Raw genomic sequence first — 22,356 nt, 5'->3', positions numbered from 1 at the left:
CGATTTCGCATTGACATGATATTACGCTCAACCTATTTCATGTCAATTAAGACTGACAACATTAATCTTCACCATCAGAGTGTTGTTAACGATATAAAATCTATCTAATTACTCGACCTTAACAAAGACTATAAAACATTACTACAGTCTATAAAAATAAGTACACAGTTACACATAATTGATTAAAAAAAAGGACACTATCTTTTCGATAAAATAAAAAATAATGAACAAGGATAAAAATACATGACTCAAAATTGTTCAATACCTCCTATCCTCTTGACGAATACTGCTTGTTTTTTTGACGTGGACGGAACGCTTGCTAAAATTAAAATGCGGCCTGAATGGGTAATGATACCTAAAGATATCAAACAAGCTCTTTGCACACTTTCCGTGATCACTAATGGTGCATTAGCACTGATCTCAGGGAGACCCATCGTCGAACTAGATAATCTAAGCGCACCCCTGTGTGGACCTGTCGCTGGAATTCATGGTGCAGAACGACGAGATGCACAGGGAAAATTACATTATGTGATATTACCAATGAATATAAAAACAGTTTTAAGACAAGAACTTAAAAAATCTGTTTCAGTATTCAGTGGTTGCCATATGGAAGATAAAGGAGAGGCATTTGCTTTACATTATCGTCAGGGGAAAAACTATCACAAACAAATGTTGGCGATAGCAGAAGAACAAGTAAAACGGTATCCAGAATTAGCATTACAACTCGGTAAATACGTGGTGGAACTTAAGCCTGCTAGCGTTAATAAAGGTGTGGCAATATCGAATTTTATGCAAGAAACACCCTTTATCGGGCGGATACCGTTATTCATTGGCGATGATCTTACCGACGAAGCCGGTTTTAAAGAAATTAATAGATTACAAGGAATTACAATTAAAGTCGGACCTGGCAATACAGTTGCCCGCTATCATTTAAATGATGTAGAGCATGTACACAAGTGGATACTCAGTATAGCTAAACAACATAAAAAACATTTTATTAAAACAAAACACTCGGTTCTGGAGGTTGTATGAATCACCTAGTGGTAGTATCAAATCGAATAGCATCCTTTGAAAGTAAAAAAGAAAGTGCTGGTGGTCTAGCCGTTGCCATAAGAGATTCGCTTAAAGATCAGGGTGGTTTATGGTTTGGCTGGAATGGAAAAATCAGTGAAGAAGATGAACCTCTCGAAAAAAATCAGAAAGACAATATAACCTTTGCTTCATTTACTTTAAAGCAACACGAATATAATCAATATTATCTCAATTTTTCCAATACTGTTATCTGGCCCGCCTTTCATTACCGTCTTGATTTAGTACAATACCAACGTGAAGATTATGATGGGTATTGTCGTGTCAATGACATGCTAGCAGGACGTCTCAATCCTCTGGTAGATAAAGACGATATACTGTGGATACACGATTATCATTTACTACCATTTGCCGCTTCTTGCCGTAAATTAGGCATGACAAACCGTATTGGTTTCTTTCTGCATATTCCCTTTCCCACTTCGGAAATCTTTAATGCATTACCTCCCCGTAAAGACCTGTTGAAGAAACTCTGTGAATATGACTTGTTAGGTTTTCAAACAGAAAGCGATCGACAAGCATTTATTGAAAATCTAGCCTTAGTCACAACTGTAAAAGAACTAGATAATGATGGCATTACAATCGATGATAAAACATCAATAGCACGGGTTTATCCTATTGGCGTTGAGCCGGATAGTATCCGGGAGCTTGCAGAGGGGCTCTTACCACCTAAACTTGCCCATTTGCGAAATAAAATGAACGGCCAACTAATTATTAGCGTTGATCGTCTTGATTATTCCAAAGGGTTACCGGAACGTTTTCAAGCATATGAGATTCTACTAGAGAATTATCCGCAGCATCGAGGAAATATTCGTTATTTTCAGATTGCACCCACATCACGGGGTGATGTACAGGCATACCAAGATATAAGGCATGAATTAGAAACGGAAGCAGGTCGTATTAATGGCCACTTTTCTACATTAGAATGGACACCACTGTTTTATCTTAATCAACATTATGAACGCAGCTTGCTCATGAAGATCTTTCGGCATTGTGAGGTAGGATTAGTAACGCCACTACGAGACGGGATGAATTTAGTCGCCAAAGAGTATGTCGCCTCACAGAATCCCAATGATCCTGGCGTACTAATTCTCTCTCGTTTTGCCGGTGCGGCCAACGAGTTGAAATCTGCTCTATTAGTCAATCCTTATGACCGTGATGGCGTTGCCGCCGCTTTAGATAAAGCTCTCACTATGCCTCTAAAAGAGCGTAAGCAAAGACATCAAGAAATGATCGCGGTAATCAAAAAAAATGACATTTTGCATTGGCGTCAATCATTTCTAAAAGATTTAAAAAACTCCTCTAACTCCAAACCTGCCGGGTAAAGCCTCTCCGTCATCACTCAATAATTCTTACCGTTATCCTGCCCTAAAGCAGGATGACGTATATCACCCAGGTGGATCACAAAAAAGCTAATGTCTCTTCGGGAGAAAAATGCTTGCCTAGGTTAAAAACATCTTTTATGTTATCCAATGTTAGGAATGCACATACCATGCATAAATCTTATTCATGTATTTTCTATGATTTTAAAAATATGCTATTATTCAAGAATCATTTCGATTAAATAATCTATATATAATCTTGTTCCATTTTTCATTAAAAGATATAGTATCTTACTCCTTGCATTAACGAAAATAATCTATTTTCGGATTTATGTATATTTTGGAATAATCATATTCAATTACTTATAAAGATAAAACTATTTTGTAGGAAATTTTACATTCATCATCTTACTAAAAATAATTCATACCTTGATATGCACTATCTAATATGCGACCTTCTTTAATATTAAGAATCCTATTTTAGGAAATACATATATCTTTCTATATATTCGAGTATTTTCATCCCATTAAAGATAGATTAAAATCTATTTATTTTTCACTTCTATATAGTACAAAACAACCTCGAAAAGTTTTTAAAAATTTTTAAGAAAACAGTGCATATTATAAACGACTTAAGCTTAAAGTTTAATATTTCTCTTTTTATACAAATTCAATTTCCACACCTCTTGCTTTAATAAGCATCGAGAAATCTAATTTTAATACATGTTGCTTTTATCGTAGACAAACCAATATAATATCTAAAACAGGTGAGATTGTCGAAAAAACTCACATTATAAAAAACACATCATCATATTTAAAACAATTAGATTTTATCGTTTAATCTCGCGAGTAAATATAATCTAAATATAGAGTATTAAGTTTTATTTTAAAAGAAAAATTATATTTAAAAAAATATTTTGAGTGTAATCCAGTGTGAGGTTTGTCATACACTGAAATGTACACGATTACTAATTAGATTTGGAGTTATTATACAAATCCTTATTGCTTAATTTTTTATAGATAAGCAGGTTTCTTTTAATCAGTGCATCTGAACTGAAAATAGATTGTTCCATGTTATATGAAAACATGTTTTATAAAAAACATACAACCAACAAGATTACTATGTTTCTTATTTATCAAAATTCCGCATCTTGTTAAAGATAACAAAATAAAAAACAATCAAATCTATATCAAAAAAGTATCAAAAAATGAGCCTATTTATAATAGGAAGACCACCGATTTTATATCACTATGGATGGGATGCTTATAAAAGTTTACTGCCATATACTCTCTTGGAGAGAGCATTATTAGTGGGAAGTATCAGTCCATTTTTCTGAAAAAATAAAATAAATATATAAATAAAGTAATAGCCTACATCTTCATAAAACACCTAAGGACAATTAAATAAAAGACAATATAAACAAAGAGGTGCATCTTGCAATATAGAGGAATTTTTGGTTTCAAAAACAATTAATACTACACCACTTAGTTATATTATGATGTTGTTTCTATAACCTATGAAATAACCACTTCCAAGATTAAAAGGGACAATACGGCCAGTAACGAGTGACCTTTATTGTCATTATGTATTCTTAAAATCCTATATTGAGAATTTATTAATAAAAAGCCCGACGTTAACAGCTATTTTTTCTCATCATCCCCGCATGCTCGATTTTTTACAAAGAATTCCATTCTTTATTTATGAAAACCATGCTTATTTTTCCATACAACATATATCTATTTATTTTCCATAAAAGTGCTTGTGATTCCTGAATTTCCAAAATTTATCATCACCTGAGTTAAGATAAACATATTATTTACATAGAAACGCATTAATGGAAGTAAAATGATATCAATTAAAATACAAAAACAATGATATAACCTGATAAAAAATTACAAGCCTAGTCATCTAGATATGAAAATAAAAACTGTCACAGAAAAGACACATCCAATATCTACAAAACTCAAACCATAACCAATTCGACAATGCTGGTTCAATCTTAATTGAACATTGTGTATATCAATACACCCATTGAGAGATAAACAACAAAAAGAAATTTACAGACTCTCTCGATGCTGCTTGAAACATCCTCACCAATACGTACTCTTGTTCGAATTATTATGTATATAATCTGATGTAAATCGTTATCTTAACCTTATCAGAATCCCCGATATTGCAAATTCATAATATACTCTTGGATTTAATAATCTTTACAGAAAAGATAATTGAAAACCACTTTTTCTATTCTGATAAAAAACTTGAGATCACAGAATACAGTTCTCTTTACCTCTACAATCAGGTATTGCTTCCATTAGAATTGAGGAGTAAAACACTATTGTACTTTACAAAAAATCGTCACGCAGCTAGATTTGGGACTATTAAAAATAGGAACCATAATATTTTTTCAATGTGAAGTGTCCGCTCTTTATAAAAAGAGCGAACTAATATTTTAATCTGCCTACCCAATATGTCAAGAATGGATTCTTGTGCCCCTTAAACCAAATGAGGATAAGTATACTATAATCATTTACACATTTTGTTATTAATCCAATCCGTATCAGAAACCTGACTTATATATTAGTATCTTGCATGATACTATTTTAAACATATTATATTGATAACAATATTATCGATCCTCCTTACAGTATAAACATAGCTTTAACCGATTGCCAAATCACCCGGTTTATCGAGATAGTTACCATCTAATTCTTGAATTATAGCCAAAAATGGGCTTTTGGTGACATGATTAACCTGAACGAGGTTAGTTAATTTTAAAATAAAGTGATATTATCATGATAGGCAATACCACTCCACTAAAGTCGACATGATATTTATCAAACCAATATAAACATCGGCATTTAATTAAAATCCCTTGTTTCGACATTAGTTTTTCTGCAATAAATGAGATAAAAGCGTAAGTATGAAAATGTATATAGAAGATGAGATCCTCTTCTCAATCTACATCATGTTGTTAAAATGAAAACGATTAGCTATCACAGTAATACATTTTCAGTTTAGGTCCCGCCGCTAATTTGATTGGCGGGGCGGGTTGTCATTAACGAATAATCTTAGCAATACCGAAAAATATGGCAGAGAAACGCAATATCTTTCTAGTTGGGCCGATGGGTGCAGGAAAAAGCACAATTGGACGCCAGTTAGCTCAACAACTTAATATGGAGTTTTTTGATTCGGATCAAGAGATTGAGAGACGCACCGGAGCTGATGTTGGGTGGGTGTTTGACCTAGAAGGCGAAGATGGTTTCCGCGATCGAGAAGAAAAAGTTATTAATGAAATCACTAAAAAACAGGGGATCGTTCTTGCCACGGGCGGTGGTTCCGTGAAATTACGTGAAACACGTAATCGTCTCTCCGCACGTGGCATAGTTGTTTATCTCAAAACCACTGTCGAAAAACAGCTGGCTCGTACACAGCGGGATAAAAAACGCCCGCTTTTACAAGGAGTAGACGTTCTTCCACGCGAGACACTTGAAGTTTTAGCTGGCGAACGTAACTCTCTCTATGAAGAAATAGCTGATATGATTATCTGCACCGACGAATACAGTCCAAAAGTTGTTGCCAACCAAATTATTAATATGCTAGAAAACAACTAATCTAGGTTAACAAAATACCAACGACAAGGTCATGGAGCGTCCCATGGAGAGGATTATCGTTGCATTAGGGGAACGAAGCTACCCAATTACCATCGCCCCCGGATTACTTAATGATTTGGTGTCTTTTTGGCCATTAACATGTGGCGATAAGGCTATGCTCATAACCAATGACCATCTTGCACCACTATATCTGGACTCCCTATACAATCGCTTAAATAAAGGTGGTATAGACATCGATCGAGTAATTTTGCCCGCTGGAGAACAAAATAAATCACTTGAAGCACTAAATCAGGTTTTCACTGCATTGTTAACGAAACCCCATGGTCGTGACAGCACTATTATTGCACTTGGTGGCGGTGTCATCGGAGATTTAGCTGGATTTGCTGCCGCCACCTATCAACGTGGTGTACGTTTTATCCAGGTGCCTACCACACTGCTCGCGCAAGTTGATTCCGCCGTGGGCGGTAAAACCGCCATTAATCACCCTTTGGGTAAAAACATGATTGGTGCCTTCTATCAGCCCGCTTCAGTAGTAATCGATTTAAACTGTTTGAATACACTACCGGGGCGGGAATTATCCTCGGGCTTAGCAGAAGTTATTAAATACGGTATTATTCTAGATGCAGTATTCTTCGAATGGCTTGAAACTAATCTTGAAGCACTGCTGGCAGTCGAATCGCAGGCGATGGCCTATTGCATCCGTCGCTGCTGTGAACTAAAAGCAGCCGTAGTAGCTATTGACGAACGAGAACAAGGTCAGCGGGCCCTACTTAATCTAGGGCATACCTATGGTCACGCCATTGAAACCCACATGGGCTACGGAAAATGGCTGCATGGTGAAGCAGTGGCAGCCGGGATGATGATGGCAACACATGCCGCTCGGCGACTCAGACAGTGTAATGATCTAGACGTCAAACGAATTAGCGCTTTGCTAGTACGCGCTGGGTTACCCGTCAAAGGTCCGATAGAAATGACACCGGAAGATTATCTACCACATATGATGCGAGATAAAAAAGTCATTGCCAACCAACAAAGATTGGTGATACCTGTAAAACTTGGTTATGCTGAAGTACGAAGCGGTATACCTGATCATATAATATTAAGATCAATTCAGGATTGCCAGGTCTAAAAAGGTTGACTCTATATTCATGGAAAGAACGTAATGGCTGCACCATTTTTCGCCATTATATTGATCGAATGACTTACTAGCGATGAGATTAGTGGGCCGGAGATAGTCAACATTAATAATGTTGGGATCTGTTTTTCTTCTATCTACCGTTAGATTACTCAGTCTGATATCAGTACATCTCTTCATTTAAAGAGTGTAAATGGTTATCGACTACACCGTTACCACCCCCTACCAATGCGCACAGCAATAGAGCTTAATATCGACAAAGAGGCAATCAATGGATAAAAAACTGCAAGCAAAATTGAATCTAGTGATCGTCAACAAAATGGATCTATACTATTATTAAATGTAATAAAATTTTTTATGCGTGATAAATTCATTCACTTAAGGATTTAAATCCTGGAGCTATTTTAAAAATAGCACTATCGCGCAGTAGTAGTATATTAAACAGGATCAAATCCGCAGCTCCAAAGAGTATGGTAAGTAACAAAGGCATGAAAAAAAACCGTGCGTTTTTAAAATGGGCCGGTGGAAAATATTTACTAATGGAAGACATTCGCCGTTATTTACCAGCGGGCGATTGCCTAATAGAACCTTTTGTCGGTGCAGCGTCCGTATTTCTCAATACGGATTATGAAAGATATATTCTAGCTGATATCAATCGTGATCTAATTAACCTATTTAATATTTTAAAATCGCATCCAAACAATTTTATCCGTGAAACACGTGAATTATTTGCTGTAGACGCCAATATTTCTGAAGTTTACTACCTATTACGCAATGAGTTTAATTTTTGCACTGACGCTCATCGGCGGGCGGTACTATTTCTTTATCTTAACCGGCATTGCTATAATGGCCTCTGCCGATATAACTTAAATGGAAAGTTTAACGTCCCTTTTGGTCGATATAAAAAACCATATTTTCCGGAAAGAGAACTTTATCGGTTTGCTGAAAAAGCTAGACAGGCGATATTTCTGTGCGAGCACTACCAGAAAACGCTGTCCCGCGCTGTACTGGGCTCAGTAGTATACTGCGATCCACCTTATACACCGCTCTCTGCTACCGCTAATTTTACAGCATACTATGCTAATAATTTTAATATAACTGAACAGGAGAACCTAGCTCGCCTTGCAAATCAGTTAGCTCGAGAAAGTCGTATACCAGTGTTAATCTCTAATCACGATACGGCACTAACCCGAAAATGGTATGATAATGCAGTACTGTACCATGTTACAGTTCGCCGAACGATTAGCAGTAATATTTTTAGGCGCCATAGCGTAAATGAATTGCTAGCATTATACCTCTGAGAATTTCTGCCTTACAGAAGGCAGTAATTATAATTAACGGGAGACATGGATGAAAAATTTTTTAATCGCCCCCTCCATTCTTTCCGCGGATTTTGCGCGATTAGGTGAAGAAACCGCCCAAGTTATATCCGCCGGAGCGGATATCGTGCATTTTGATGTAATGGATAATCATTACGTTCCAAACCTGAGCATGGGACCAATGGTCCTCAAAGCACTCCGAAGTTATGGCATTACAGCTCCTATTGACGTACATTTAATGGTAAAACCGGTAGATCGACTCATCTTAGATTTTGCCGCTGCCGGCGCTAGCTATATTACCTTTCACCCTCAAGCATCAGATCATATCGAAGTCTCACTTCAGCTGATCAAAGATCAGGGATGTAAAGCCGGACTAGCATTTAATCCCGATACATCCCTTAACCACCTTGAATACATCATAAATAAACTAGACGTTATACTCCTAATGTCGGTCACCCCCGGATTTGGTGGACAGGATTTTCTACACTCAACTATAGATAAACTACACCGAGCACGCCGCCTTATCGATCGTAGCGGTAAAGATATCCGTCTAGAGGTAGACGGCGGTGTTAAAATAGATAATATCTATGCTATTGCTAAGGCAGGTGCAGACATATTTATTGCAGGCTCAGCTATATTCAGCCAACCAAATTACCGTGATGTTATTGATGCCATGCGTTATGCATTGACAGGAGTTTCAGATAATGCTTAAAATAATCTATTTCAATATCTCTCATTAATCACACTCATATCCTAATAACAATAGATATGAGTGTCTAGATAATCTGCTAGGGTTTCATAGACTATAGTCATCTCAGTGAAATTTTTGAAAAAAAATCTAAAACTTTAACAACAGGCTAAAGATTATTTTCAAAACCAACAAAGATACTTGTATGTTAAAATCTACTAATGAAAGAGATAACTCACAAGTAATTTTAGGTTAAGGCAATGCTATAAAACTTACTTAGCATTAAACTCTATTTTAACTGGATGGTCGACCATGATAGGATCACAACAAAGAAGTTAGATTCTTCTCTATTGTATATAGGGATAAAGCTTACAAAGCTTTATCTCGCTAGCATACTGTTGATCACCGATCAAGGCCATAAGACACTTCTCGGTTAAAGCTGATAGATGTCTCAATATTAACATCGTCTTCTTTGATATCTTGGCTATATTGAAATAGTCACTTTGAGTTATATAGCTTATGTTCTAAATTGTTTTACTATTTTTTTGCCACGCGCTTAGCTTCCCACCGTCTGTCGATCAGGAAATTTAAAATGAGTAAGCCCATCGTATTTAGCGGCGCGCAGCCGTCAGGAACACTTACTATTGGCAACTATATGGGTGCATTGCGTCATTGGGTCACCATGCAAGATGCATATCACTGTATTTATTGTATCGTCGACTTACATGCTATCACTACCCGTCAAAATGCCCAGCAATTGCGTAAAGCGACACTTGATCTTTTAGCATTGTATCTTGCTTGCGGTATCGATCCAGACAAAAGTACCGTTTTTCTTCAATCTCACGTACCGGAACATTGTCAACTTGGGTGGCTTCTTAACTGTTATACTTATTTTGGCGAACTGAATCGGATGACCCAGTTTAAACAAAAAAAACCCCTTAATACCAAAAATATTAATGCTGGGCTATTTGATTACCCAGTACTAATGGCAGCAGATATTCTTCTCTACCAGAGCAATCATGTACCGATTGGAGAAGATCAGAAACAACATCTAGAACTAAGCCGAAGTATTGCTACACGATTCAATGCGCTATATGGTGAGATTTTTACTATTCCGAAACCATTTATTCCAACCTCCTGCTCACGGGTTATGTCATTGTTAGATAAAACAAAAAAGATGTCTAAATCGGATAACAACCTTAATAACGTAATCACTCTACTAGAAGATCCCCAGTCTATTGTCACAAAACTTAATCGTGCGATAACGGATTCCGACAATCCACCATTAGTACGTTATGAACCTATCACTAAACCCGCTATTTCCAATTTGCTAGATATTCTATCGGGAATTACCGGTATATCTCTAGCTGAATTAGAAAAGGCTTTTATTGGAAAAATGTATAGTCATCTAAAATCAACTCTTGCAGATGCGATATCGAAAATGCTGATCTCTTTACAAACTCGCTACTATGCCATACGTCCTGACGAAGCGTATCTTAACCACATCCTTCGAGATGGAGCGGAAAAAGCCCACGCTCAAGCTAGTATTACATTAGCCAATGTCTATCAAGCGGTTGGCCTTGTTCCTAAACCCTAAAAGTTTTTTCTAAAATCCCAGTAGAAAGTCAGGCATCTGCAGTACCTTTACGCACTGCACCTTCATGTTATGGGAAGTCTATAAAAGTCAAAATATACAAGGGGATTGAGAATATAGATATGTTCTCAATTAGTTACACACAACAGTATCTTCTATTAGAGAGATCGGGTATAGTTTTCGTATGAATTTTTTCCCTATTCATGATGTTCAGATGGAAAGATCAAGGCTTGTTACCGATATTATATGTAGATTGAGATCGAGTGGTGATGGGAAGACGATTTTTTTCGATTTATGCTTAGCATCTTTTATGCGTCTTTATTAGATTTAAACTGATCGTGGTAAGCAACTCATAGTCTGTCTTTTTAGACTCAGAGAACTCGCTGTTACATAGAAAAAGATATGCATATAGAGATATATGCTTTACAACTACCATCTCTATTCTAATAAAACATTAGAAGTCATACTACATTAATATAGTTATCTACAATTCAGCAATATTTTAATAGATAGCAAATAGTTCAATATTGTTTGTATCTATAATAATTTACACAAGATTCAACATAAATTATTCTAATAAAAATATTTCCTTATATATCAACTGTTTCACTTATTTTCCTTTAGGATTTTCCATGCAGCACTTAAAATGCATAATATTCTCTGGGAGAGGTTATAGAGTTGAACAATCTAAAAAATTTTTCCAGAAAAGAAATTAGACAATTAGAAGCAGATAGGCAACATAGTTGAAAAACTATCTCGCCTGATTTAGCACATAAGCAATATCTATACAAAAAGTACAAGAAGTATATCCTTAGATATTATCTAGGATAAATAGTGTCTCCTTGAATAAATAGTAACAACAGCAGCGCTACAAATTAACAAGACAACTGCCTCAGCATGCGGCGTAGCGGTTCTGCAGCCCCCCATAACAATTGATCGCCAACAGTAAAAGCTGAGAGATACTCCCCTCCCATATTCAACTTCCGAAGCCGACCCACCGGTGTTTTCAGGGTACCTGTCACAGCCGCTGGTGTTAGTTCCTTCATCGAAGAATCGGGGTCGTTAGGTATAACACTTACCCAATCATTATGATTAGTAAGAAATTGTTCAATTTCGACCAAAGGAATATCCTTTTTTAGCTTTAATGTGAATGCCTGACTATGGCAACGTAGTGCACCTATTCTTACACATAGCCCGTCAATCGGTATAACCTGATGTGTATTTAGGATTTTATTAGCTTCAGCTTGCCCTTTCCACTCTTCACGACTTTGACCATTTTCCATTTCTATATCAATCCAGGGGATCAAACTACCAGCTAGTGGTACCGAAAAATTCTCTGTTGGTAACATACCACTACGAGTCAGGTCTGTGACCTGACGCTCAATATCTAGCATAGCCGATGCTGGATCATTTAATTGGTTAGCTACCGTGTCATACAATTTCCCCATTTGTACTATGAGTTCACGCATGTGACGTGCTCCACCACCAGATGCGGCCTGATAGGTAGCGACCGAAACCCATTCGACTAAATCTTGAGAAAATATACCACCAAGCGACATCAACATTAAACTAACAGTACAGTTACCGCCGACAAAAGTCTTGATTCCATCTTCTAAACCTTGTTGAATTACCGTCTGATTAACGGGATCTAGAACGATAATTGTATCATCACGCATTCGGAGTGATGATGCTGCATCAATCCAGTAGCCCTGCCAACCCATTCCACGTAGCTTCGGATAGATTTCATTAGTATAATCACCCCCCTGACAAGTCATAATAATATCTAACGCACAGAGCGCTTCCAGATTTCTGGCATCTTCTAGCATATACTTCTGGGTATTTAATGTCAGTGCGGACTGCCCATACTGGGAAGTCGAAAAAAATATTGGACGGATAAGATCAAAATCGCCTTCTTCGATCATGCGCTGTATTAGCACTGAACCGACCATACCGCGCCACCCAATAAACCCAACGTTTTTCATGTTTAATTATCCTACCATAGAAGGAGTAAAAATATTCTCAAGCTTTTTCTGTACTGCGTAAGTAAAACACACTCCGCTTACTTCAAAAGGTTACCTGAAATACTGAAAATAAAATAATTTGATTTTCATCTTCTTAAACAACTGTATTTATATTCTACTTTAGCTGCTCTTAGCTAAGTTCTACAGTAAGCATCAATACACGTATCGGGTAGTTTTTTGTTAAAAGCAGAATTGTTTGTCTTTTGAAGAAATTACGTTATAATCTGAATTTATCGTTCAATAATATTGATTGCATTTTTTAAATAAACCACTACTAGACTAGTAGTCTACTAATAGACTTCCCCGTATTAATCAGGGAATACCATCATCTCAAATTAATCACTATTTTCTTATTTCTTATAGATTCTAATGCTAGATCTATTAGCAATGTTTAACATCACCAAACTTGATTTTTTTATCAAAAAACATCAGGCATCCTATAGAATAGAATCATTGCTATAGCAATGACATGTTTCTAAATAAAAAAATTTAGCAGAGATTGTAGATCTCACGCTCCAATCTATTCTTTTATATTTAAAAGTAACCGCAAAGAAACTTTTCTGATAAATTCAAGCGAATTACTTTTATGATATTTTATGACTTTAAAACAGAGTCTTTTTTATAGGAAATCGCTATTTTATTTTTAAATTTACATCCACCATAGATCCTACCTATATGTAAGAATATCCTTCACCTAATATCTGACATTTATCATGGGTTGGTAACTATTATATTTTAAAGAAAAACATTACATTAAAATCAAATAATCTTGAGAGAATACTCAGCTTAAGAAGCTTGGTAACAGATACCTGTCTGGAATCAACAATTCCAGCTAATATTGTACCAGAAGACAATACAATCATCATCAATAAAAAAATGTATACAACTGATAACCAAGTAATTTCTATTGGAACAATAATCCTTGGCCATTTAGCAAAAAAAACAGCACAAGAATACTTGTTATATCACCTAGTTAAAACAAATAGAATCAACACTGTTGAATAAAAATATTTAAAAACAAGGCGACTGGTTATCTATATATAAAGGTACGATGTTTTTTATAAATCCTCAACAAAACCTGAGGAGATTGCTTTTTCCTTGAGATAAATCGCGTCATTTAAGATTTCTTCATCTCTATCAGAAAAAATACAGGACTAATAAACAAAATTTTTTATGATCTTTATCATACATCTCTCATGGTTATCCATTGTATCTTCAGAAATCATGGTGAGAGAATCTGAATGATTCTTTTAGAAAAGAAATAAATTTCTCATCATAAAAAAACATAAAATAGACTGTTTTTACACAGAGATTAATATATAACACTGTTATCAATATGTGATGTATCAACACAATTATACTCTATAAGAAATTAATACACAGTCAAATTAAAACATAACAAACAACATTATTGTCATATAATGGATCACAGATATTATCGGCGTCTCAGGTTGTCGTCGCCACCAATCCCCTTAATAAGTGGTTAGTCCTTCCAACCCAACCTTTCCGTGCATGTAAATTTTGAATAAGACTCTTAATTCAATACCAATACCGAACGATTCACCGTCAGTAACGCTAAATACTTTCGTTAAGATACCCCCCTATAAGGAATCAAGATGATAAAAAATATGGCAACGCCTTAACGAATTGGGTGAGAATTGCATAAGAATGGTGAGTACTGTAACAAGAGATATACTCTACTCCCTATAATAGTTAATCTGCATAAGGTCTACACGGATTTTGGATCCGTCAATAAAATATTGACGTGCGTTATTATCGGTATGCAATGTAACGCCTCATGCATACATATGATAATTAAAGCATAATAAAAAACGATCGACTATACGTTACAATATCTCGGGAGTACTATTATCCTATCTATCAGCATTTAAAATTACTAGTAGTAACCGGTTAAAACCATGAATCTCATCTATACACATCTCCACATGCCAATCAAGACGAAAAATCATTAACTTGCTTATGGTTTCAATAATTAATCATACATACCGCGCTAACCGGTAAATAGAAAACAATTCATTCCTGTTATATCAATGCAACCATAATATCTTTAGTTTAACGTGCTTTATAGATAATCTCGACGACACTGAGTTCTACTCGACAGAACTCAAACTGTTAGACTATTATCTAACTACTGATCGCTGATCATATAAGCGAACGGATCAGTTAAATGATACAACCGGCGCACCTTCGAAAGAAGGCCAGAAAACACTGTGCTAAATTCAGGAGTAAACCATCTAGAATCGCATTATCCACACCATTCCTGGAATGGTGGCTCGTGCTATATCCTGACGATTAGCGTCAAGAACACCATTGAATATTTATAAATGCACTCAATGCACATTGCATGCAATATGAACATATTAATAGTATTTAATTTTTATAGAGTTCAATTAAATCACTATCCCGTTATCTACACCATGCCAAGAAGAGATAGCATTATATGCTTTATCAAAATTCTATATCTGCGCATCAAGATACACATGCTTCTTTGAAATTCAAGAATAATAATATGCAATCGCTAGAAAATCATGAAACCCGTTTTTATAAAAACATTATTTTTCCTAAATACGAAACATCATCATCTTTAAAAACAACGAAAAGGTTGTAATCGCCTTATAATTATAATGTTGTAATATTTGTTAATAGTGAGTTTTAAAAAACCAATATCTAGTTACAATTAATGTAAACTTATTTCTTATCTGTGTTCCAGATTTTATATTGAAAATACCCGTAAAATTACTATAAATAAGGATCAATATAATTTTATCTAACATGCAATTGAAAATTTAATATAAAGCATATCGTTATGATCAATTATCTCCGATCCCTATTAATAGCCCTATAAATATCACGAATATTCTGAAAATATTGTTCGGTTATCATATGCAGGGCATCGATGTTATAGCACATTAAACCATTAGCGATATTCCGGCTATCGGCGATATAAATACGAACTATAACTTTTCTCTTAAAAAGAGAACTATCTACCGATCGAATTTCATTCGATCACAAGTACAGCGCCCGTCTAAACTATCAATTTTAGTGCACCATTATCGACAGCGATATCCCATTCTGTAAGATGGCGAATAGAAAATCTAAAACTTAGACTCCCTAATCATGTTTTTTGCAATAGAATCAAGCAACCAACCAATGTACAAAACAAAATGTCATATCGCCCATCACGACTGACTTATTATTACCGCCTACAATAACAACGTCGATTCTCGAGCGGTTAGCGATTGTTCCCGACTGGAATTTAGTTCCCATACCCGGGTATCAAGGATCGAAATACTATCTATCTCTCACTATTGTTTTACATAACACTTCATTCATGCCTGCTACTCTCAAACAAACTCTCCACTAGAGTTGATTTATGGTTTAGAAGTACACAGTACTAGCTAATCCGGTAACAGCTGTCGAGGATTCGCTGCCTAGCACACCTATCAATGCTAAAAGATTATCTTTATAATCCACTTGAAGTTCTGCGGTAGATACGGCGTTACTTTCATGAAACATGGATATATTTTTATTGTTTAACAGAACTAATACAGCAATTTTTAGCACTAAAAACCCTCGAGCTCTTTTATATCAATACGAATCCGAAACATTTTGTCAATATGAATATTGTAAATATAAAATTTCTCCTAAATCTGAATGTAGCGACTCTACTCGATTGCTGCTAATACACTGCTTAGAAGCAATAATAGAGGGGGAAATCATTCCGATCTACCTATTCCAGTAGCAATAACGCCAAAATTAATAACGATGAGTCATTGATTAATAGCATTATGCCGAGCACACTGACGCAGCATATTCTACAATATGGAAATGATTTAGTCGGGTTGAATCTACGGTAAGAACTATAGTTTCTAGTTTTGTTACTAGGGTCTAGGCACCCTGCATGATTCATGCATCCAGAATGGATTATTATTATCTTGGAATCTAAAAAAGCATTTAGTTTTCTTCCCTCTTCCTGGGGAAGGATTCTAATAATTCATTAACAATAAATAATAAATAATGTCAATTATATTGAAAAATAACGCAACCTAAAACTCTTCAGAAAATAAGTAAAAAGGGATTTTTAAAATATTAAAACCCATCAATCTCTTTACTGTATATGTTATTTTAGACACAACCGTAGACTACGACAGTAGTCTATATATTTAAGCAACTCAATTGATATTTCTCTTATGAAATAAATTTCTTCCACTCAAAGCACAAGTCCTCAATGACTTAGCATGCTCTGTCAGTAATTAATCTAAAACCAGAAGAGTGATTCGGTTAAGAATATGAATTGGCTTCAGTCTTACATATTGAAAAACAAATACACTCTATCGATTTTTATTTTTTATACGGATACAAAATCTGGCGTTCTAAACACGTATTTATAGAAGAAACTAAAGTCGAATTTTTGAATACTACTTACTTCAGATTTTTCCATTTCAGATTACTATCATTTTTTATCCTGTCCTATGTAAACAATAATCTATATCTGATAGAAACACGAAACAATTTCTAGAATTCATATACGGCTCCGAGAAAATTACTCCAAACAAACAAGAATTACATGCTTCCTAAACAGACGATCTCGTCTCGTCTATAACGACTCAAGCAGATAGCGATTATCTTCAACATAATTGTATTTCTATCATGTATACATGATAGATCTAGAGATCTCCGCATAAATAATCTAAAGAGCGTTCCACTCCTGACGTCTCTAAAATTCGAATCTGTTTAGAGAAATAATTGTTACCTCGTAATATAGGTCACAGTTATGATATTTCCATCTCTAGTAGATCCTGTATTTCTCATCTCCTTATAAGCAAGATTGAAAAGAAACTGTCTACAATAGTTATTGTTGTAACTAATTCTTATATACAAACAACGGGAATCACGCTTTTCTGCACAACACAAAGATTAGACAAAAAATCTTATCTATCTTTTCTAATCAAGAAATTTTAAAATATCTTAATAATTATTAATTATATAAAATCAATTCAAAATAATTATTTATATAATTAATATTTCATGCCTATTAAACTGACCTAGGCATCTAATATATCAAAATACACTCATTGAGTACAGTGGGATAATCGGCACTCTTATATTTCAATAAAACACCTTATGTATAAAATACACGATATATTTTTAAAATTTAGAAAGGGGTATAGAATAAAATAATTTAATAATATGTAATTACTCAGTGTTATTTAAAAAATGATAACCAATCCCGATCAAGTTTTTCTATCTATAACTTTTAAAAGTTAAAAAATGCCTAATATTAAATCCAACTGATTATCCAGTCCTTATTTCTAATATTTAAAAATGATTAAAAAGAAGACGATAACTACCTTATCCTAGCTTATGTCACTCAAAAAGCATAAAACCGTGACAAAGCAATAATCCTTTCTTCCTATCACTGAAAAACATTACCACTAAACATTTAGAAAGAAATAAAAAAATAAGCCATGATAATATTTCCCTTTCTTAAGAAAGGCAGGATATCATCACTTTTTAGATCAGCCTTTTCGTGGTTATCGTCGGATTAAAATTATATCTAAAATGAATAAAAATAATAAATTAAGATTAACATGGATCGGTTTTTTTTCTTATGCACTCACTGGTGCCATAGTTGTTGTCACCGGGGTGGTCTTAAGGAAGATCGCAGAGTATTTCCAGGTACCAATTTCAAGTATCAGCAATATCTTTACTTGTCTAAACTCAGGTATTTTGGCAGCAATATTCCTTAATGTCTGGCTGATGGAGATCATTCCTTTAAAACGGCAATTGATATTCGGATTTCTACTAATGGTAATGGCAGTACTAGGTATAGTAATTGGGCATAATCTCACCTTATTGTCTCTGTCAATGTTTTTATTAGGGGGGGTTAGCGGTATTACGATGTCTATCGGTACCTATCTTATTACTTACTTATATACCGGACGCCAGCGTGGCTCGTGTCTCTTGTTTACAGATTCTTTCTTCAGTATGGCAGGTTCACTGTTCCCTATTCTGACAGGTATGCTGCTTACGCGACATGTACCCTGGTACTGGGTCTATATCTGCATTAGTCTATTATATGTGGTGATTTTCATTCTTACTTTGTTGTCTGATTTCCCGTTACTACAATCTTATTCTCCGAATAGCACAAAAAAAACATTAACACAACCAGAATCCTGGGGGGCAGGCGTGGTACTACTTGCGCTAGCAGCGCTATGCTACATCCTAGGGCAGCTTGGTTTTATCTCTTGGATTCCAGAATACGCGAGCTCACGTTTTCATATGAATATTCAACAAACCAGTGGGCTAGTGAGTAATTTCTGGACCGCTTATATGATCGGGATGTGGTTTTTTAGCGGATTATTACGTTTTTTTAATTTACAGCACATTATAATAGTGCTTACAGCGACCTCCTCAATAATTATGTATTTGTTCATTCAAACCTGTGATCCTACTTTATTATCCTGGTATTTACTTATGCTAGGCTTTGTTTCCAGCGCAATTTATACAACTATCATTACACTAGGATCGCAGCAAGTTCAGGTAACATCGCCAAAACTCGTTAGCTTTATCCTTACCTGCGGTACCATTGGTACCATGTTAACATTTATCGTTACTGCCCCAATCGTAGCGAAATATGGAGTGAGCGCAGCGCTAAAAACCTGCAATCTTCTGTATTTAACTGTCTTTTTTTTATGTCTGTTAGTAGTATGCTTTAATCGTAATTGCATTCATAATGATATAATTAAGTAATCGGCCGGCATATTTCCTGCTTTCCTAAATATTTATTTTCTCCCTATTCACTATCTCTAAAAAACCAATACATTCTTAAATCTTAAATAAATATACTTGATATCCGAATCAATAGAGGTTTGATTGTATTCACGCTTGTCACCCAATATTAATCAAGTTGATTCTTTGTTATAAAATCTAAGAATCTGCTAAGCTTCAATCTTCAACAGCATCATTGGAATGATGCGCGGCTCTCTGCGAAGAGACCTCCATAATCTCCATGGGGTTGATTTATAATATTGTTACTTTTTGAATATAGACATAATCGAAAATATTTCGTTATCATAAATACTTGACATAAAGTGGTTGTGTTTTTTTTCTTTTTTTGTAACCTACGTTTTTAATCTAAAAAAAGTCTAAAATTTCTGCCCCCATAAGATCTTAGTATGAGAAGAACTGCTTACTTAAGATTACACTAGCAACAGTATGAATTAATCGCTTTTTTAACATTACACCTAAAACTTAAAACTTATTTAACTCTAGATTCTATAGATAATGTTTTAAAAGATACTACACAGACATATTCAGGTAACACGCTTTAATTCATTTTATCAAATATATTACTCTACACCTATATTAAAGTACGATAAAATATGATCACTCATATAAAACCTATTGTAGTCATCAATATGGATCATGATTGTTCTTAAAGAGAACATAAAATATATCAATAGTAAATTACTACCTATTAACTATAGGTTAATATAGCAACAAATATTCACATTATAGTGTTTCTAATAAGAATTATTATTCTCATTTAAGATTTACGCTTAAGAAGAGTTGTTTTCTAACTGCAGAATCAAATCATTATGATTTAACAGTTTTAATTTCGTTTTATAATATCTCAGCGTAAAAATATCTTAGCGTAAACCAACTTACAAGAAGTTGACCTATTATGATGTTTTAAGATTGCATCTATATCTTTATAAAAATGCAAATTAAGGATTTATATGAATCACATCTTTCGAGCAGAGATTGCTAGTGCTCAATAGCACTAAAATGAATGAGTTAAGATCGCCGACAAATATCTCAGGAAAATATTGTAATTAATTATGATATAATAACAAGATTATATCATATATTTTTTACTAAAAAAAATAAAATCTTATATTAGCATAGTTTAATTATTTAAACATTTGTTAATATTCGAAATATCAAGAAAAACCTTGATACTTATTGATATAGAAATCAACTCTTCGCAAACAATGTAGTTGTTTAATATTTTATTCCCTGAGGGAATAATAAACTATGAAATCTTATGTTTTCCTATCAAATAGGAGCCGAAAGCACACGCCTCGGTATTTTTTTACTAAAAAATTACAATTTATTTACTGATCTATATAGTGGATTATAGCCTACTCTGAAATACAGAAGGATTTTAAGAATACAGACTTCTCATCTATAACGAGAGAAGTTGAAGAAATCTCAATCGTACAAATCATAATACCTAAGCTAGGTGTTTCTAAAAGGATTAAAAATGTCAAGAAAATCCTCATTATATTGTCTTTAATGGCATTCACCCTTGCTCCTCTAGCCGACGCTAACGATATATGGGTATTAAATATTTCCTCGCACGCCTTGGTATTCACAGTATTGATGTTCAGCCCTCACCGGTTATTGGATTGAAAACTGTATTGACTGATAGGGATATATTTTATATCTCCAATAACGGTCGTCACATCATCTACAAACCGCTCTATGATTTAGGAAAAATCACCCCTTAAATATTACTAATTTTTCCTCATCAAACATCTGAACACCTTGAAACTAGAGATAATGATCTTTTAAACGCCACATGAAAATATGTGGTAATAGTATTCATTGATATTACATCTAGCCATTGTCAGAAGTTTTACAAACAAATTAAAGAGTATCATAAGCTAGGAATAACTATTCAGTATCTTGAATTATCCCCGAAAAGGGATAACTTCCCAGACAAAAAAAAGATATGCTGTTAATATGCTGTAGCCATAATCCGAACACCAGCCTTGATTTAGCAATGCAGGGCGATAGATAGTATCCCTTAAAAAACTGTGATATAGATATTCAGTTAATATTATATTCTATGTATTTAACACGGGATTCAAGGCACACCTACGCGGCTTCTCGAGAACGGTACCCGTATCCCTGGTGACGCAAACCCCAAAGAATTTTAGCACACAGTTTAGATTAAAAAACAGACTGGGCAACTGAAAGGAAACTAAATCATCATTACTGATTATGATCACTCAATTATAATATCACCTTTTAGGTGATATTACTTTGCTAGAGGCATTAAAACTACCGATATGTCTGCAAAAATAAATATGCCACTCAAATCGCTATACAGTCACCAAAGTGAAGCAGGAAACATAAAGTCTCCTATCTGATACCAGATTTCATAAATTCACAAGAAAAAGACCAAGCATAGATCTTATAATCCGATGCGTTTAACAGGTAATAAGAAATGATAGCACTCAGCGATTTTACTATAGACAGTGAAAATGCTTTTATAAATAAAGATAGTGACTAATTCAGTTCCTGCTCTTCAATCACTTTAAGAATAGCAGAAATCTCAAATCTGAAATAGTAGAACAGACTTTTTGTGCACACTGAGTACATGATTTTGATCATAAATAAAACACTCTTATTACTTATATCTGTACTCTCTAACACATCAAAGATATGTTTTTGCGAATCATTAATTAACCACTTCTCAGCAATACCTGGATCAGTAAACACTTTCAAATACAATTATTTCTCTTGGTTTATAAGTCTAGACCTTCG

At 34.7% G+C, this 22,356-nt stretch carries 12 protein-coding genes; 9 read left to right on the top strand and 3 right to left on the bottom strand.

Annotation, left to right across the window (positions count from 1 at the left end; translation table 11 throughout):
• The first annotated feature begins 243 nt into the window (after window positions 1-243).
• The 7 genes from otsB to trpS all read left to right on the top strand — a co-directional run bounded on the left by otsB (window position 244) and on the right by trpS (window position 10,759).
• Complete coding sequence (otsB, locus tag GFK82_RS00220) at window positions 244-1,032, top strand: trehalose-phosphatase (RefSeq protein WP_226810951.1); 789 nt, start codon at window positions 244-246, stop codon at window positions 1,030-1,032.
• On the top strand, window positions 1,029-2,411 hold the full coding sequence (gene otsA, locus GFK82_RS00215; RefSeq protein ID WP_226810950.1) for an alpha,alpha-trehalose-phosphate synthase: 1,383 nt from the start codon (window positions 1,029-1,031) through the stop codon (window positions 2,409-2,411). Before otsB ends, otsA begins: the two co-directional genes overlap by 4 nt.
• A gap of 3,084 nt (window positions 2,412-5,495) precedes the next feature.
• On the top strand, window positions 5,496-6,020 hold the full coding sequence (gene aroK, locus GFK82_RS00210; protein WP_226810949.1) for a shikimate kinase AroK: 525 nt from the start codon (window positions 5,496-5,498) through the stop codon (window positions 6,018-6,020).
• A 43-nt stretch (window positions 6,021-6,063) separates the two neighbouring features.
• Window positions 6,064-7,149: a 3-dehydroquinate synthase gene (gene aroB, locus GFK82_RS00205; protein ID WP_226810948.1), complete on the top strand. Its 1,086-nt coding sequence runs from the start codon at window positions 6,064-6,066 to the stop codon at window positions 7,147-7,149.
• Window positions 7,150-7,643: 494 nt separating this feature from the next.
• Complete coding sequence (gene dam / locus GFK82_RS00200) at window positions 7,644-8,456, top strand: adenine-specific DNA-methyltransferase (protein ID WP_226810947.1); 813 nt, start codon at window positions 7,644-7,646, stop codon at window positions 8,454-8,456.
• A 49-nt stretch (window positions 8,457-8,505) separates the two neighbouring features.
• The gene (gene rpe / locus GFK82_RS00195; protein ID WP_226810946.1) at window positions 8,506-9,186 is read left to right on the top strand and encodes a ribulose-phosphate 3-epimerase; all 681 of its coding nucleotides are present in this window, start codon (window positions 8,506-8,508) and stop codon (window positions 9,184-9,186) included.
• A gap of 568 nt (window positions 9,187-9,754) precedes the next feature.
• Window positions 9,755-10,759, top strand: coding sequence for a tryptophan--tRNA ligase (trpS, locus tag GFK82_RS00190; RefSeq protein WP_226810945.1), 1,005 nt, complete (start codon window positions 9,755-9,757; stop codon window positions 10,757-10,759).
• An 872-nt stretch (window positions 10,760-11,631) separates the two neighbouring features.
• On the opposite strand, the gene asd is transcribed toward trpS, so the two are convergent.
• The 3 genes from asd to GFK82_RS00180 all read right to left on the bottom strand — a co-directional run bounded on the left by asd (window position 11,632) and on the right by GFK82_RS00180 (window position 16,362).
• Complete coding sequence (gene asd, locus GFK82_RS00185) at window positions 11,632-12,738, bottom strand: aspartate-semialdehyde dehydrogenase (RefSeq protein WP_226810944.1); 1,107 nt, start codon at window positions 12,736-12,738, stop codon at window positions 11,632-11,634.
• A gap of 3,195 nt (window positions 12,739-15,933) precedes the next feature.
• Window positions 15,934-16,065, bottom strand: a complete 132-nt coding sequence (locus GFK82_RS03915; RefSeq protein ID WP_282100978.1) for a hypothetical protein — start codon at window positions 16,063-16,065, stop codon at window positions 15,934-15,936.
• A gap of 111 nt (window positions 16,066-16,176) precedes the next feature.
• Window positions 16,177-16,362, bottom strand: a complete 186-nt coding sequence (locus GFK82_RS00180) for a hypothetical protein (protein ID WP_226810943.1) — start codon at window positions 16,360-16,362, stop codon at window positions 16,177-16,179.
• Between the two features lie 1,998 nt (window positions 16,363-18,360).
• Between GFK82_RS00180 and tsgA the strand changes: the two genes are divergently transcribed.
• Together tsgA and GFK82_RS00170 are read left to right on the top strand one after the other, a co-directional pair.
• Window positions 18,361-19,551, top strand: coding sequence for an MFS transporter TsgA (gene tsgA, locus GFK82_RS00175; protein WP_226810942.1), 1,191 nt, complete (start codon window positions 18,361-18,363; stop codon window positions 19,549-19,551).
• Between the two features lie 1,589 nt (window positions 19,552-21,140).
• Window positions 21,141-21,314, top strand: a complete 174-nt coding sequence (locus GFK82_RS00170; RefSeq protein WP_226810941.1) for a disulfide isomerase DsbC N-terminal domain-containing protein — start codon at window positions 21,141-21,143, stop codon at window positions 21,312-21,314.
• The last annotated feature ends 1,042 nt before the right edge of the window (window positions 21,315-22,356 follow it).

Source organism: Candidatus Steffania adelgidicola (genome assembly GCF_020541225.1).
GTDB lineage: Bacteria > Pseudomonadota > Gammaproteobacteria > Enterobacterales > Enterobacteriaceae > Steffania > Steffania adelgidicola.
The sequence above is the reverse complement of the archived record's forward strand: the minus strand, read 5'-3'. Positions and strand labels throughout refer to the sequence as shown.

Excerpts from the sequence above, each read along its gene's own strand:
- trpS (WP_226810945.1), top strand. The coding sequence starts at position 9,755 with ATGAGTAAGCCCATCGTATTTAGCGGCGCGCAGCCGTCAGGAACACTT.
- otsB (WP_226810951.1), top strand. The coding sequence starts at position 244 with ATGACTCAAAATTGTTCAATACCTCCTATCCTCTTGACGAATACTGCT.
- GFK82_RS00170 (WP_226810941.1), top strand. The coding sequence starts at position 21,141 with ATGGGTATTAAATATTTCCTCGCACGCCTTGGTATTCACAGTATTGAT.
- GFK82_RS03915 (WP_282100978.1), bottom strand. The coding sequence starts at position 16,065 with ATGGGAACTAAATTCCAGTCGGGAACAATCGCTAACCGCTCGAGAATC.
- rpe (WP_226810946.1), top strand. The coding sequence starts at position 8,506 with ATGAAAAATTTTTTAATCGCCCCCTCCATTCTTTCCGCGGATTTTGCG.
- aroB (WP_226810948.1), top strand. The coding sequence starts at position 6,064 with ATGGAGAGGATTATCGTTGCATTAGGGGAACGAAGCTACCCAATTACC.
- asd (WP_226810944.1), bottom strand. The coding sequence starts at position 12,738 with ATGAAAAACGTTGGGTTTATTGGGTGGCGCGGTATGGTCGGTTCAGTG.
- aroK (WP_226810949.1), top strand. The coding sequence starts at position 5,496 with ATGGCAGAGAAACGCAATATCTTTCTAGTTGGGCCGATGGGTGCAGGA.
- otsA (WP_226810950.1), top strand. The coding sequence starts at position 1,029 with ATGAATCACCTAGTGGTAGTATCAAATCGAATAGCATCCTTTGAAAGT.
- tsgA (WP_226810942.1), top strand. The coding sequence starts at position 18,361 with ATGAATAAAAATAATAAATTAAGATTAACATGGATCGGTTTTTTTTCT.
- dam (WP_226810947.1), top strand. The coding sequence starts at position 7,644 with ATGAAAAAAAACCGTGCGTTTTTAAAATGGGCCGGTGGAAAATATTTA.